This window comes from Virgibacillus halodenitrificans JCM 12304 (genome assembly GCF_001310895.1).
GTDB classification, from domain to species: domain Bacteria; phylum Bacillota; class Bacilli; order Bacillales; family Amphibacillaceae; genus Virgibacillus_Q; species Virgibacillus_Q halodenitrificans.
The window spans coordinates 1-15,531 of record NZ_BAZS01000055.1 but is presented as its reverse complement, the minus strand read 5'-3'; the positions used below and the strand labels follow the sequence as shown (position 1 = coordinate 15,531).

At 36.9% G+C, this 15,531-nt stretch carries 15 protein-coding genes and 1 pseudogene; 2 read left to right on the top strand and 14 right to left on the bottom strand.

What is annotated here, in order from left to right; translation table 11 throughout:
- Window positions 1-55: 55 nt before the first annotated feature.
- Both srtD and JCM12304_RS18205 read right to left on the bottom strand, forming a co-directional pair.
- Complete coding sequence (srtD, locus tag JCM12304_RS18210; RefSeq protein ID WP_060681914.1) at window positions 56-658, bottom strand: class D sortase, LPxTATN-specific; 603 nt, start codon at window positions 656-658, stop codon at window positions 56-58.
- Complete coding sequence (locus JCM12304_RS18205) at window positions 651-2,027, bottom strand: processed acidic surface protein (protein WP_060681913.1); 1,377 nt, start codon at window positions 2,025-2,027, stop codon at window positions 651-653. The genes srtD and JCM12304_RS18205 overlap by 8 nt, the downstream gene beginning before the upstream one ends.
- 235 nt (window positions 2,028-2,262) lie before the next feature.
- On the opposite strand from JCM12304_RS18205, the gene JCM12304_RS18200 reads away from it, so the two are divergent.
- Window positions 2,263-2,814 carry a biotin transporter BioY gene (locus JCM12304_RS18200; protein WP_060681912.1) on the top strand — a complete coding sequence of 184 codons (552 nt, stop codon included), beginning with the start codon at window positions 2,263-2,265 and terminating at the stop codon, window positions 2,812-2,814.
- Window positions 2,815-3,023: 209 nt separating this feature from the next.
- A complete protein-coding gene (locus JCM12304_RS18195) occupies window positions 3,024-3,497 on the top strand; it encodes a hypothetical protein (RefSeq protein WP_019378767.1) in 474 nt (157 codons plus the stop codon).
- A 50-nt stretch (window positions 3,498-3,547) separates the two neighbouring features.
- Here the strand turns inward: JCM12304_RS18195 and JCM12304_RS18190 are convergent, their stop codons facing one another.
- The 12 genes and pseudogenes from JCM12304_RS18190 to JCM12304_RS18140 all read right to left on the bottom strand — a co-directional run bounded on the left by JCM12304_RS18190 (window position 3,548) and on the right by JCM12304_RS18140 (window position 15,475).
- Window positions 3,548-3,814 (bottom strand): DUF3892 domain-containing protein, encoded by a 267-nt coding sequence (locus JCM12304_RS18190; protein WP_369813189.1) that lies wholly within the window; start codon window positions 3,812-3,814, stop codon window positions 3,548-3,550.
- A 175-nt stretch (window positions 3,815-3,989) separates the two neighbouring features.
- Window positions 3,990-5,450 (bottom strand): Na+/H+ antiporter NhaC, encoded by a 1,461-nt coding sequence (gene nhaC, locus JCM12304_RS18185; RefSeq protein WP_060681911.1) that lies wholly within the window; start codon window positions 5,448-5,450, stop codon window positions 3,990-3,992.
- Between the two features lie 25 nt (window positions 5,451-5,475).
- The gene (locus JCM12304_RS20225; RefSeq protein WP_256200865.1) at window positions 5,476-5,655 is read right to left on the bottom strand and encodes an amidohydrolase family protein; all 180 of its coding nucleotides are present in this window, start codon (window positions 5,653-5,655) and stop codon (window positions 5,476-5,478) included.
- Window positions 5,649-6,623 (bottom strand): beta-aspartyl-peptidase, encoded by a 975-nt coding sequence (gene iadA, locus JCM12304_RS18180; RefSeq protein ID WP_256200864.1) that lies wholly within the window; start codon window positions 6,621-6,623, stop codon window positions 5,649-5,651. The genes JCM12304_RS20225 and iadA overlap by 7 nt, the downstream gene beginning before the upstream one ends.
- Window positions 6,624-6,807: 184 nt before the next feature.
- A complete protein-coding gene (locus JCM12304_RS20220; protein WP_501981727.1) occupies window positions 6,808-7,248 on the bottom strand; it encodes an AAA-type ATPase lid domain-containing protein in 441 nt (146 codons plus the stop codon).
- Between the two features lie 11 nt (window positions 7,249-7,259).
- On the bottom strand, window positions 7,260-8,843 hold the full coding sequence (locus JCM12304_RS18170; protein WP_060681909.1) for a sigma-54 interaction domain-containing protein: 1,584 nt from the start codon (window positions 8,841-8,843) through the stop codon (window positions 7,260-7,262).
- A gap of 157 nt (window positions 8,844-9,000) precedes the next feature.
- Window positions 9,001-11,354, bottom strand: a pseudogene (locus tag JCM12304_RS18165) (FdhF/YdeP family oxidoreductase).
- Window positions 11,355-11,474: 120 nt separating this feature from the next.
- Window positions 11,475-11,834 (bottom strand): Na-translocating system protein MpsC family protein, encoded by a 360-nt coding sequence (locus tag JCM12304_RS18160; protein ID WP_060681908.1) that lies wholly within the window; start codon window positions 11,832-11,834, stop codon window positions 11,475-11,477.
- A 147-nt stretch (window positions 11,835-11,981) separates the two neighbouring features.
- Window positions 11,982-12,428, bottom strand: a complete 447-nt coding sequence (locus JCM12304_RS18155) for a phosphate-starvation-inducible protein PsiE (protein ID WP_060681907.1) — start codon at window positions 12,426-12,428, stop codon at window positions 11,982-11,984.
- A gap of 182 nt (window positions 12,429-12,610) precedes the next feature.
- Entirely contained in the window at window positions 12,611-13,147 is a 537-nt protein-coding gene (locus JCM12304_RS18150; RefSeq protein ID WP_060681906.1) for a helix-turn-helix domain-containing protein, read from the bottom strand.
- A gap of 86 nt (window positions 13,148-13,233) precedes the next feature.
- Entirely contained in the window at window positions 13,234-14,460 is a 1,227-nt protein-coding gene (locus JCM12304_RS18145; protein ID WP_060681905.1) for a DUF819 family protein, read from the bottom strand.
- 13 nt (window positions 14,461-14,473) lie between these two features.
- Complete coding sequence (locus tag JCM12304_RS18140) at window positions 14,474-15,475, bottom strand: dipeptidase (RefSeq protein WP_060681904.1); 1,002 nt, start codon at window positions 15,473-15,475, stop codon at window positions 14,474-14,476.
- Between the last annotated feature and the right edge of the window lie 56 nt (window positions 15,476-15,531).

Genomic DNA, 15,531 nt, shown 5'->3' with positions numbered 1-15,531 from the left:
AAATAAAAAAACCGTAGTAATGCACCCAACTAACAGATACATTTACTACGGTATATTACCCCTCTATTAAATAAGCTTCTAATATAAATCGTTCCGGAGCTGCCCCAATATAATGAAATGGGTAGCAGGTGCTTAATGTTAAGGTAGCACGCGGTTTGGGAACAATCACTGTCCGGTCATCCGCATCCACGATTCTTGTTTTTCTTATCTTGTACGTAAATTCCCCTGCGGCGGTGGTAACAATTAATTCATCATTTACACCCACTTCGCCAAGTCGACGAAATACGGTATCCCGATGTCCGGATAATACCGAATTATCAGCTTCGCCTGGGAGCACGCTGTCAGCGAAATGACCAACTCCTTTTTCAAGTTCATCCTCATTCGTTCCATGATATATTGGTAATGTTGAATTAAGTTTAGGTATATATAATTCACCGATTTCTTCACCAACGGAAGGTGCTTTTGAGTATAATTGTTCTCTATCTTTCTTTTGCTTATCTTTGAAAGCATCCTGCTGTATTTCCGGTTTTTTTGGATGTTCTCCACCAAGGGCATACCCTTTCATGAAACTCCAACCATTTAAAAGAGTAAAAACAACCCCAATTCCAACTATCAGCCCTGTGAATATTAATAAAATATTTCTTTTCTTTTTACTCACTTGCACCCTTCCTAATCCTTTGAAAGCATAGTATTCCTAACAATACTACGATCAACCCGCCTATACTTTTAGCACCATAATCTGATGCGGTGGCTGGTAGTTTAGCACCTTTCACTGTAGAAGATGTTGTTGACGATTTAACTTTCTTCACCGGAGTATGCAAGGTTTGTTCTGTTTTTTGCAACCCGTTGTTCAGTTTCCCCCCAATATCATGCAAGGTATCAGACTCAACCATTTCCCCTGTAATAATTAAATCAGCTAGAAATTTACCCTGTAAATTATAAATACTTATTTTCAAATCAGCATTAACAAGCTTTTCCATCTTAAATAAATCATTTAAGGATAAGGTTGTTTCTTTTCCCGATTGAAGAAGTGTATATTCAATTTTGACTTGGAAAATAGACACAAGTTCTTTGTAAATGGAAAGTAATTCTATCGCTTGCTCTGCAGTAATCTCCGTCGCCGTATCGAATTCCTCAAACTCCATTAACCGATACGATATCTCCAATAATCTATTTATCGTTTCTTCCTTAGCCAGTTCCTCTTCCAATGAATAAAAATGATCTTGCAGATTTTTTAACTCATCGGCAGAAAGTCCATACCCCTCCATAAGCTGAGCAAGCTCTTCTGCTAATCCTACTTCAACTGTGTAATCTAAGTCATTCATTAAATCATCAATAAAAACATAATCATTTATGTCCTGCTTATTTTCCTTTAAAAGCTGCAATAACTGCTTTTCATTTAAATCATACATATCATAGACCCAATCTAAATTACTCAAATCTTTACGGATTACTTCACCTAAAAACTCATCGACACGTTCAACTGTTTTAAAATTTTCAAGGGATTCCTCATAAATGGCTAAAGAAGCAATGATATGATCTCTTGTTACATTAAAGCCTCTCACTTTGCTTATCTCTTTTAGCCAAGTCTCCAGATTTTTATCAAAGTCAGGATCACGCACTACTTTCTCTTCCAGATAAAAAGCAATACTCTCATATAAATCATCTATAAATATATAGTCCTCCAGCAGTTCACCATGTTCTTGAATAAGTGATACCATCTCCTCGTGTGTTAGGCCAAATTCGTTATACAGTTCGTGTAGGTTACTGCTATCAGATTTAATAACTTCACCCAAAAAATCCTTCAATTCATTTATATCTGCAAAGTCATCTAACACCATCTCATAGAGGGTTAACGAATGCTCTAAGTCATCTTTGGTGACTGTCTGACCTCTTTTCTTACTAATTTCTTTTAGATAGGTTTCCATATCTTTTTCAAATTGCTTATCTACCTTTGCGGCCGTAAAATTCGGCACACTAGCAACCAACAACAAAAATACAATAATAATTGCTGTCCATTTTTTCAACTTGTTCTCCTCATTTCACTAAAATTGCGAATCTTATTAAAAGGATTATATCCATTATTTTCATTTCTGGCAATCTTTATTTTTTGCGTCCTATTAACTATTGATTATTACTATTTTTTATTAATAGTCTACTTCTATCATCACAAAATCTATTGACAAATAGAATAAACATCATATAAAGTTTAATTGTAAACTTAAATTAAAAAAGGTGAACAATAGAGAGGAGATTTACATAATGTCTGATTCAAGCTTAAAACTTAGAATGATGATTGTGACAGCTCTATTTGCTGCAATTATCGGTGTGTTGGCGCAAGTAACCATTCCATTACCACTTGTTCCAATTACTGGGCAAACACTTGCAATAGGCTTAGCCGCTACTATTTTAGGATGGCGTTACGGAACTTTATCCATTCTTTTATATTTAGCTCTTGGAGCAATCGGAGTCCCTGTTTTTGCGCAAATGTCCGCGGGGGTTGGTATCTTATTTGGCCCTACAGGAGGTTATTTGTTCAGTTTTATTCCTACTGCTTTGTGCATTGGTCTTTATCTGGAGAAAACAAGCTTCAACTTAAAAAATGCAATTATTGCTAATATCATTGGTATGTTTATTTCTTTACTGCTTGGAACTGTGTGGCTAAAATATATTGCCGAACTTTCTTGGGGCGCTGCCTTCGCTAGTGGAGTTGCTCCATTTCTTATTGTAGGTCTCATTAAAGCGGTGCTGGCAGCATGGATTGGGATTATGGTAAGACAGCGACTTGCATCAGCAAATTTGTTATATGCTTAGTAACCAAATTTAAAAAACTGGTACTGACAACGGTACCGGTTTTTCTATGGATTAAAAGATATCTTCTTTTACAAACTACTTGCCTCTTCCTAACCTGAACGTTTTGTCATGCATCTTAAGTTCACCTTTGCATCAATAAAAACAAAACTTTTGATGCAGTTTATAAAACACAAGGCATGGGAATCCTGTGGTTAAAAGGAGGTACACGAATGAAAAAATTATTGTTTATCTTTATCATGGGAATAACGGTAGTACTTGCCGCATGTGGTAGTGATGAGAGCGGAACAGAGGAAAGTGGAGATCAATCAAGTAATGGAGACACAGAGCAAAGTCAAAATGAAGAACAGAATAAAACAGAAGAAGATTCCGTACCAGCGGAACTTTCTAAAGCTTTAGATGATGTAATTACAGTAACAAAAGAATTAAAATCTACTGCAGAAGAGTCGCCGGACGATATGGAAAAAGTAAATAAACAAGGAAAAATGCTAGAAGAAAACTGGGATAAAATCGAAAAACAAGTAGAAGAGAAAGATCCGGAAGCATATGAAAATATTGAAAAAAGTCTTTATCCACTAAAGGACGAAGCTAAAAAGGACAAGCCTGATGTGGAGAAAATAAAAAATTTAAGTGAAGAAACTATTAATAAAGTTGAAGAATATAAAAATAAAATTCAATCTAAATAAAATAAATTGGACAGCACTTTTTCAAATTGTGCTGTCCATTTACCTTTCATCTAAAATGTATCCATGTTAGACAAGTTATTCTCTTTTACCCCATCAGGTTCACTGCGAATAATGTCTCTACCATATTTATGAAAGACATCAACATGCGCAAGCTTCCCTGCTTTTGCTTCATCAAGCGCCGTCATGTAATCCAATTCTCTGCCGCTCTCCGTTTTAAAAGCAATAATATCGCCATCCTCGTTTTTGCGAACAGCAATAATTTCCTCCTGACCATTTGCAACCTGCTGTGTATTTTTTTCTTCTTGACCGTCTCCCATACTCCTGTACTTTTCATATATTTGTTCAAAATTATTTTCCAACAAAATCCCTCCTAAACAGAAGGTAGTTTGTCCTTGATAGTTAGTTTGTATGTATGAGTCCGATCAGGAGATCTGCTAAATTTTTAATAACGTTCTATTTTTTCACATATTTTCGTTTAAGCCTCTGCCTTCCTCATTCAACCTTACTATTTTCCACAGCTTTATTTTCTTCAAGATTTACTGGTTCCTCTTCACTTATACGTTCAATACCAATTCCAGTATAACCAAGAATTATCGCGATGATAAAACCCACATAGCAAAGAATAGCCCATGGTGCGTAACTTAGCGTAGAAACACCTAATGTCCCCGCCATATAAACACCCGCAGAAGACCATGGTATTAATGGAACAACAACTGTGCCAGAGTCTTCTAATGTTCTTGAAAGATTTTTTGCATGTAATTTCTTTTTTTGATATGTGTCTTTATATATCTCACCTGGAACTATAATAGACAAATAGGAGTTCCCTGTAACTAAAGCCATCGTAATACAAGAGAGTACGGTTGACAAGATAAGATCTCCAGTCCGTTTTACGATTTTTAACAATGCTTCTATAATTACCTCGAGTGCCCCTGCTTTAGTAATAATGCCTGCAAAAATAAAGGCACTGAAAGCAATTAGAATTACCCCAGTCATCGATTGCATACCACCTTGATTCACTAACCTGGTAACTTCCCATGCGACTCCTTCTGGATTAAAGCCTGTTTTACTAACCATGGACACATCGAACCCTGTAACAGTTGATGCAAAAATATCTACTGCAGAAAATCCTTGAATCCATTTGGCCAATACAGCCGCAACAATAGATGATAGTATAATCGTCGGAAGTGTTGGTTTTTTACAAATCGAACCATATAAAATTATAATTGGTGGGAGCAATAACCAAACACTCCAATCAAACATTTCAGTTAGAGTTTGTAGCATTACTTCCATTTCCTCAGGTGTAGAGACTGAATCTGTAGTTAGATTAAACCCTGCGATGGTGTATACGATTAAGCTAATTATTGCTGCAGGAACGGTGGTGTAAAGCATATGTTTAATATGCTCATAAAGTTCACTACCTGCTGCTATTGGTGCAAGGTTCGTAGTATCTGAAAGAGGTGATAGCTTGTCTCCAAAATAAGCCCCAGCAACCACAGCGCCTGCAGTTGCAGGAAGCGAAGCACCAAGCCCTGTAGCAATCCCCATCAAAGCTACTCCAACTGTACCAACAGACCCCCAAGACGTCCCAGTCACAATCGAAATTATTGCGGAAACAATAAAAGCGATTACTACAATAAAAGTAGGATTAATAATTTCCAATCCATAATAGATCATCATTGGAATAGTACCTGAAATCATCCAAGTCCCTATTAAAATCCCTATTGAAATAAGTATAAGTATGGCTGGCATCGCTGTATCAATTTTTTCACGAATTCCTTCCATCATTCCGTCCCAATTTACACCCACACGTAATGCAATTATTCCTGCAAACAGGGAAGCAAGAATCAATAATGGTTCAGGGCTGAATCCGTACACTCCATAACCAATTGCCAGTAATAATAGCATCATCACAATAGGAAAAAAAGCTTCAAGTAACGTAGGTTTTCTTTTCATAAATTGTCCTCCACTCTCTTTTTAATTATTCAAATGTGCCTTTTACAACAACTTTTTTATCTCTCATCATCAACCGACCTTTTGCTATAACATGCTCTAAGTCAAATGTTTGCTTATTTATAACAATTAAATCTGCATCCGCATGCTGTTCGATAATCCCCTTTTCGTTTAGACGCAAAGCATCTGCTGTATTACTCGTCAGCAAAGAACTATTTCTTCTAATGAAAGTTCATCACCCTTTACTACAGCCTTTAATTGTTCAAATAAGGTAGAAGGACTCGCGACACCAAAGCCAATTAATTCTCCGCCCTCATTAAATTTTGGCAGGCTTCCGTTACCATCAGAAGAAATTGTTAAACGATCCATTCTTCCTCTATTTTCCTTAAAGTATTTCACCCACTTAATGGTTTGTTCATCAGCAGTAATATCTACATAAGACCCTTTTTGTGACAGTTTAATAGCGTCATCAACCAATTCTTTACTTCGGGTAATATGAGTTGCGTAAATTGATGCAGGCGGAATCTCATATTCATCAATAATTTGATGCAATAAAGTTAAATATGCTTTTCCTGGTCCAACATGAAAATGAGTAACACCTGCCTTTTTGCTTAACAAGCCGCCAATTCTTGCCTCTGCACAAAGCTTAGCAAGTTCATGCACAGAGGGTTGTGCAGATCTTGAGTCGGAAATAGCTATCTCACCAGCTCCTATTACCTTATCAATTAGGATTACATCATCTTTAATCGATGACGTTATGGTTGGCGTTGGCACATGATAATTTCCTGAATAGATATAAGTTGTAATCCCTTCTTCCTCCAGCCCGCGAGCTTTTGCCAATAAAGAAGTCATGTGTCTAGTCGTCCCATCTGTCCCTAGCAATCCAACCATGGTAGTTATACCAGATTTAATAATTTCACTTAGTTGAATTTCAGGAGTTCTCGTAGCAAACCCACCTTCACCGCCACCGCCAATAAGGTGAACATGCGGGTCAATAAGCCCTGGAAAAATTAGGGACTCAGCAGCATCGATCACTTTTATATCTACACCGAGCTGATATAATGTCTCTTCATCAATGTCACCTATCTTAATGATTTTATTTTCAGAAATTAAAATAGACTTTTTTCCTAAATACTGTGGTGCATAGATCGTTCCGTTTTTAATTAATATAAACATAAAATTTCCTTGTCTCCTCACTTATTAGTATTTTCACTCTTTTTGCACAAATCCCCTACATTGGTAATATGCAAGAATCATGCCAACTTAATCCACGCGATAAACCAGCAAAGAAAAGGAGTTAAATTAATTAAAGGTTACTTTATAGGCGGAATAAATCTTAAAAAGTAACCTTTAAAATAAATTATAATTGTGCATAAACTTCTTGACCGAGACTCGTCAGCTTCGTTCCTTGCTTTTTTGTGCCAACAGCTATACAGTCAGCTCTTCGAAGTGTTTCCATTCTTGTACGTAACTGACTTTCTGTAATTTCAATGTCTAACAATCTATGTAAAGACCCTCGTCCAATCCCGGTATTTTTGTCCGTGTAAGTTACTAGCACTTCTAAGATTTTCTTAAATACAGATCTCCCACCATGATTGTCAAGGTATTTCTTTGCTAGCTCTATTCGATGTTGACTTATATTCGATTTCTTCATTTTTGGTGGAATTTGCTCCATATCGGCCTTACTGCTATCAGCTGTTACTGTAACATAATTAATGAAGCCTTCCAGTTCCCGAACATTACCAGGCCAGTGGTATGTAGAAATAAGAGCTTCCACTTCAGGTGTGAAACTCATCTTAATTTTTCTCTGATTTAAGAAGTAGTTGATAATATAAGGGATGTCTTCCTTCCTTTCCTTAAGGGGAGAATTTCCAACGGTAGCTGATTTAACCTATAAAATAAATCTTCGCGAAAGGTGCCTTTTTCAATCATTTGAGCTAGATCTTTATTTGTAGCTGCAATCACTCTAACGTCTACTGGAATTACTTTGTTACCTCCAACACGCTTAACCTGCTTTTCCTGTAACACCCGTAATATGGCTGCCTGGATATTTAATGGGGCATCACCTATTTCATCCAAAAATATTGTTCCATTCTGAGCTAATTCGAATAATCCAGTACTTCCTCCACTTCTCGCTCCAGTGAAAGCTCCTTCTTCATACCCAAAAAGTTCACTCTCTGCTAATGATTGAGTAATACCTGCGAAATTTACTGCTACGAAGGGTCCCTTTCTGCGAGATGAGTGTTCATGGATTGCTTGAGCGAATATCTCTTTACCAGTTCCGCTTTCACCAGATATTAAAATCGTGTAGTCGCTCTTCGCAAGTTTCTTAGCTGTCTTTTTTAATTTTTCAATTTCCTCACTTATTCCAATAATTGAATCAAACGTATACTTAATAGTAAGTCCTGACTCTGTCTTCTTCTTTCTTATTTCTTGTTCCATTCGTTGAACATGTGAAACATCTTGGAAGGTTATTACTGCGCCCGAGAATACGTTATCCAGTACAATTGGCGTTTTAGTTATCAGGATTTGCAGCCCGTGCACGTGAATAATCTGTCTTGGTATCTCTATTTTTTTAAGCATTACTTCTTCAATATCCAGATCCCTCACAACATCAGAATAATATTTACCAATTGCATCTTCATTAGATATTCCCAAAATAGACGTTGCTTCCTTATTAAATACAGTAACTATTCCATTATAATCAACCCATATAATCCCTTCATGGGCGGCATCTAATACAATCTCCAGCTGTTTATTAAGAAGCCTCTCACTCTGAATGGAAGCAGATAACCGCCTTCCGATCCGTACAAAATTCCGAAAATAATCCATTGTAAAAAGATGAGTTTTATCAAGCGAAAGTTTTAACATTGTTGAAATCTCGAATATGGTGGATAAATCCAGACTCCGATCACCAAGATCAATAATTCGGTGCATTCCCTTAGGTACTAGATGTTGCAGGCCATGTGTAATTACCACACTTATTTCATCCAACTGAGGGGGCTTGTCCATGTCAGGAGCAAAAGCGATTAATTTTAAATGTTCAAAACCTAAACGCTGAAGGAGTGTTACAGATTCCAAAGCAGTTTCTGTGTCATTACTAACAAGCAAGCATTTGGTATTGGATTTTACTTCAAGTAATTTTTCTAGTTTATAGAAATCAATCGATCTGTTCGCTTGAATATACGGAATGCGATCATTTAGCTGCTCTATAATATCCCGAAAAGCTTTCTTTGGACCAGAAGATAGAATTAAATCTACTTCATTCATATTGACAGGTGGGTAATGATTACTTCTGAATTGCACACTATTTCCGAAATTTTCATGCAACGTATTCCGAAATACTTCATAAACAGCCACCTCTTTAGTCAAAATTAAAATAACCTTTTGCTCCATTCGATCACCTCACTAATTATAATATTTTATTTTACCATCTTTTCTTCTACCGATAACTGCTAGTAGCGAATTTCAGTACTTTTCTTTATAGTAACTTCTGAAATTAAAGAAAGGAAGGCCGCTGTGCGTACCCTCCTCTCCCTGCATATCATAATAACTACACTTCCATCTCCAAATCTTCCACACGATCTTCTAAATAATCGACATCTTTTCGCGCATTAAATCTTTCTGCCTTCTCCACTTTTACTGCAATACTGTATTGAGGTATCCCTGAGGGGCCATCATACACTCCTTTTGGAATAAGAAAATTCCCTTCAGGAAAATGAAGCCCTACATTGCCTTCCGTTATATCTGCAAAGTGTGCCTTTCCTTGAAAAACGCCATGCTGGTTATACAGTACAATAGCCTCTTCATTAGTAATATCCAATTTCTTTGCATCTGAAGGGTTAATTAATACATCGTAACGGCCTGCTTCATTAAACGGATCTGTTTCTTTATATACCATTGAATTAAATTGTTTACCACGTCGGGTTGTTATATAAAAGGTGCCTTCCGGTTTATCAAGGTTGGTATATCGATGGGGATAAGATTTCCTTTTCCATCCGGTGTCGGGCATACACCATCTTCACAAAGCCAGGCACCTCCCCACTGAAAGACGTCTCCTTGCTTCTTTAAATGTTGAATTCCATCATAATCTCTGTTTGCAACTGCGATTTCATCTCGGATGGACTGTCCATCTTTGAATTCAACAAGGTGTGCTGTTTCTGGTTTTACACGTTTTGCTAAATCAATATATATTTTCCATTCCGCACGAGCTTCCTGTACTTCTTGTTTATTGCCTTCGATCTCTGGAGAAAAATAGACCATTCTCTCTGTTGATGTCGAGGTACCCCCACCCTCCTGTTCGTAACGTGTTTTAGCAGGAAGGACAATGACTGCTTCCTTTGCTTCCACTAAAGTCGACGTATTGAAAATAATATCCTGATGAACACGAATATCCAAATTGGCTAGAGCCTTTTCAACAAAATCAGGGTTTGGCATTGTCTCCAGGAAGTTACCACCACTCATATAATATAAGTTCAGTTTACGTTCATGATCATCTGGTAATGTGGCATTTTCCAGTGTAACTCCAACAATGTCTCCCTGCCATTTTGGAAGTTCAAAGTCCCATATTTTCTCCATTCGTTCTACATTTTCCTCATCCCAGCCTCCACCTGGGAGAACAAACGGATCAGCACCCATCTCTCCGGACCCTTGCACGCTGGAATGTCCTCGGAACGGCATCAAACCGGAATGTTTACGACCTAAATGGCCTCTTAAAAGTGCCAAGTTTGCAACCTGAGAAATATTATCTGTTGCAAAAGAATGCATTGTTAATCCTAGTGCCCATGCATAAACAGCATTTTTACTCTTGGCAAGAAGCTCTGCCAATTCAATAATCCGAGTTCTCTCCACTCCGGAGGAATTTACTATTGCTTCCCACGATTGTTCCTCAACCTTTGTTTTTAACTCTTCATATCCGTTCACGTGTTCTTTTACAAATTCATGGTTAATGGCAGCATGTGGCTCCCTCTCTTCCATTTCAAACCAATGTTTCATTATTCCATGCATAAAAGCAATGTCTCCACCAATATTTACTTGATAAAAATCATCTGCAATTTTAGTGCCAAAAAGGGCAGATTCTACATTGGATGGTACCCAGTATTTATCCATTGCCGGTTCTTTATATGGATTGACTACAATGATCTTGGTGCCTTTCTTCTTTGCTGCAAGCATATATTTCGTAGATACTGGCGAACTATTGGATGCAACAGAACCCCAAAATAAAAGAACATCTGTGCCAATCCAGTCCTGATAGTTTGCGCTGCTCGCACCAATGCCCACCGACCGCTTCAATGCAGTCTTTGAGGGTGAGTGGCAAATTCTTGAAGCGTTATCAATATGATTTGTGCCAAGAAAACGGGCAACCTTTCCAGCAACATAATAAGATTCATTGGTTATTCCTCGGGAAGTTAAATAAAAAGCATATTGCTTTGGATCTAGCTTTTTCATTTTTTTAGCAATCATATCCATTGCTTCATCCCAGCTTATACGAGAAAAGTTTGATTCTCCTTTTCGTCTAATAAGCGGGTATGGAATTCGGCCCAACCCACGCAACTCTTTGCTGCTATATTTCTTCAGTTCGTTAATATCAGAATGCACGACTTCTTCCTTCATCGCAGGCATCGTACTTAAACGAAGAACATTCAGCCTGGTCGTACATAAATGTGGTCCTTGGAGTGTCTGATCCTGTAGTCCGGAGACACCTAACGCACAGCCATCACAAACTCCTTTGGTTAAAATGTTTTTTGCATAGTTTAAATTATCTTTGTTCTCCCACATTATCTTCATTGTGTCACGGATATGCTTTGGTTTAACTTTCCCTAACCCAAACGGTATTGGACTCACCCAATGCTCTGGTGCTGGTTTTTTAGAAACTTTTATTGGCCCCTGATGTTGTGTCTTTCCCATATTACCACTCCCTTTTTTTCATAAAAAAACCACCGCAAATACATTCGCACGGTACGCATCCATGGAAAGCATTTACGGTGGTTAAGCCTTAAGCAGGATCGCTACCAAGTACCAAAACCATTATTTATTAAATTTCTCTTCAATATTATCATTAAATATAAAAATAGACATACCAAAGTCACGATCAATATCAATATCAACAAACAAATCAACGAATTTGCAATCCAGAAATGCCTCCATCTCCTCAGGTGGATTCTTACGATACATTTCCTTCACCATTTCGGTTCTAGCTGCACGTAGCATCTGCTTTCCTTCATTGGCGCCAGCGATGAACTTTTCTACTGGTGAAAGATTGCCCTCCATCTCACAGATCGCCCAGTTTTTACAAAAGGTTGTTGTCACCTTGCTCGGACCTTTTCCCATGTGTTTCTTTCGGAAAGCACGAACAAGATTGCTAAATTCTGCTTCATATTTATTCATGTTATCCCCCTGCAAGCAACTAAACTACATATACTTATATAGTATCATACCTTTTTAGCAAGATGAATAGGAATTATACACTCCTGCATGTTCAGATTTTTGTTACGGAGAAATTTTACTGTTTTGGTTAATTGTTTCCCGACTAATTTACTCCCTTCCAAAAAACCATTTACTTTCTGGCCTTTGTCGTGGTGTTAGATTTAAAATAAAGTAACCAATAATGAGTAGCAAGATTACAATGGAATAATACATCGTACTAAGAGCATTATCATGTTCCACAATAATCAGACGGATCATTGCTGTTATACCTATATATAGAAAATAACGAAGCGGAAAATGATAATTTTCTTTAAAATATTTTACAATCATAGCTACAAATTCGAAATATAAAAAGAATATTAGGATGCTGGCCAGATAGATTTGATAGTCCGTAGTTTCATTTTCCAATAGGATCCGACTGAACATAAATAACTCTTTTATCATTAGAAAGCATAAAATAATTGCCAGAAACACTAAAACGACATTCAACGTAACTTGAAGCAAATACGGAAATAAATACAGAAAAAATGCGTACCCCTTTTTTAATGTTTGCATAACTTGGATAGCCTCCGTTTCATTGGATTACGTATTTCTAACCAAATCGTAGCATATAAAAAGGGGCCCTCACGCTATTCTGTGAAAACTTAACAGAAACTTTTCAAATGGAAAGGGATTTGATACTTTTTCTTATAAACCATTAGAGGAAATGATTTAGTTCTTGTAGTACACTTTATTTCTCACACTATTCTCCCTGTCATTGCCCAGACAGATACAGCTGTTTCCTCCGTATGATTTAAAAACCTATGAGGAGTGTTACTATTAAAACGAATTGTATCACCTTCTTGTAGAATATATTCTTCATCTCTTAAAATTACTGTCATTTCCCCACGTAGGACATGTCCGCACTCTTCACCTTCATGCACTACTAATTGTTTGTCATCCTGACCTGGCTCAAGGTGAATTTTTATCATCTCAATATTTCCATCTGTAACCGGAGTCAACAGTTCGTATTTCGTATGGGATTGTGGAAAAAGAAGCGTTTTACGTTGATTTTTTCGAATAATATGTGTAGATTGGTCATCCTTTTCTAAAAATGAAGATATAGAAACACCTAAACCTTTACAGATTTTATATAGTGTTGTTAAGGTTGGATCAGTTTTATTTCTTTCTATTTGACTAATCATACTTACACTGACACCAGATTTCTCGGATAATTGTTTTAAAGATAAATTCTGCGCAACTCGTAAGTTCTTAATCTTTTTTTCATCAAACATAATACTCACTCCCAACTTATATGCTCTATTCTTGGCTGAAAAATCAGCCTGGTATCATAAGATACCAGGCCATAATTTCAAACTTCCTATATCAGACTGGAGAACCAGAAACCCAGCATGGTACCAATATAATTTCCGAAAATATATCCAAGCGTTCCTACTACGAGGATAGGTCCTACAAGGTTTTTCCATCCCTTTGCAATAGCAAGAGCTGCGGCGGTGGTTGGCCCACCAATATTTGCATTACTAGCAACCAGAATATCTTCCAAATTATACTTTAATAATTTACCAAATGTTAGGGAAACTACCATGTTTATCATAACAATAATAAAAACAAATAGTAACAACAGAGGAGCATTATTTATAATTAATGGAATTGATGCAGGTACGCCGATTACCACAAAGAAAATATAAATTAAGAACGTACCGAATTCCTGACTACCATTTATACTATCAAAATACTTAGGGAACAGGGCAAGCATAATAAACGTAATGGTCGTCAACATCAAATATTGATCACCAAATAATCCATTAAGTATATTTAAAAATAAGGACACATTTTCACCAGATGGAATTAGCTTATCAATTAAAGTTGCTAACTTAAAAGAAACAATTACAAGCAAGTAAGCCGTTCCTATTGATAAAGCAATATCTTTTAAAGAAATATCCTTACGCTTCCAAAATGCTTCAGCAAGTGTCTTTCCATCTTCTTTGCCTTTACCACTTTCTACTTCCTCTATGTGGGGGATACTAAAACGTTTACGGAAAAAAGCCATTGCTGGTATCAACATAAGAATTACAAAATAAACAGCCATCATTAAATTATCAGCTACAACCGTTGCGGATACCATTTCGCCAGGTGTTTCATATTTTGCGGCTAACGCTGCGAAATTCACACCGCCTCCCGTATAAGAACCACTCATCATCGCCCCTATTTTTTCCAAGTATGGAATATGATCTTTTAATAAGAAAAAACTAAGTATTGTTCCTGCTACTGTACCGACAGAACTAATAAAGAAAATAATTAATAGCTTTCCACTTTCCTGCCAAATCTTTTTAAAATTCACATGGAATAATAATAGAGGGATAGCCAACGGTACAATAACACTCCACACAGCATCGTAAACAGACGATTCAGTAGGAATTACCCCTGTATTTGATAAGATGATAGCACCAATAAGTGCAATAATAGCTCCAGAAATTTTTGATGCCCAACTGAATCGCTGTTCTAAGTAAATACTAAATGATGCCCAAACAATTATAATTCCCCATAAAGTTAACGTGTCGTCTGCTTGAATAAGTGATTCTCCCATTTATATTACCTCCTTATTTATTTTCTGAATCAAATCGCTTTTGCATAAATTGATTTGCATTATCAAAACTTATTGCTTCCATTTCTTTTCTGGAAAACCCCCTCTGCTCCATTCGAAATAATAATTCGGGTATTTTAGAAGCATCTTCCAATCCGTTCGTCACCGTTCGCATTGGTGTCCCTCCAAGGTCATAGTCTTTTAGATAATCAATAAAATCAAAACCGAAACCGATATATTCATAACCTACCAAATTGGCAATATGTATCGCGTGGTCAATGAAATGATCTACATTTGGAGTTTCTGAATGAACAAATTCTCCATATGCGTTTAAACCAATAATTCCATCTCTTGCAGCAATAGCTTTAATTTGTTGATCAGTTAAATTACGTTCGTGTTGGCAAATCGACCTCGAATTGCTGTGAGAAGCCATAATGGCTTGATCAGATAAATGGTAAATATCCCAAAAGCTGGCTTCATCAAGGTGAGTTACATCCACCACCCAGTTATTAATTTCACCTTGCTTAAGCGCAAACTGCCCTAAATCTGTTAATCCGTTTGCCTGACTAGACACTGCACCAGTACCTGTCGCAAGGAAATTATGTTCATTCCAAGAAAAAATAGCATGATTCACTTTTTCATCAGACAACCAACTGAATCCGTTTTCAATTTTGGCTTGTAAGCTTGTACCTTTCCATTCCTCCAAAAAGGTTAATCCCTCTGTTCCAAGATAAACAGAAACTTTATCTGATGAAACTACTTTCGGATTACCAGGATCTTGAATAACCAGATGCCGGGAACTTTTTAAATCCTCCATTACATAACTAAAGATCCTTTGGAACCGTTCAAAGGCTTGGTTACGAAATTTAGGCTCCACCCAGAATACACAAATAAGTGCATCTACACCTCCAGCTTTTAAGTACGGATAATGTACAGTATCAAAAACGTTCGTTTCTCCTCGTTCTCTTCTCCATGCTATATCAGTGAAAAGATCAGAATGTAAATCAAATACTTTCATGGTGATCCCCCCTTAGTTACAAAAACAGTCAATTTTTGTCGATAATTATGTTATAG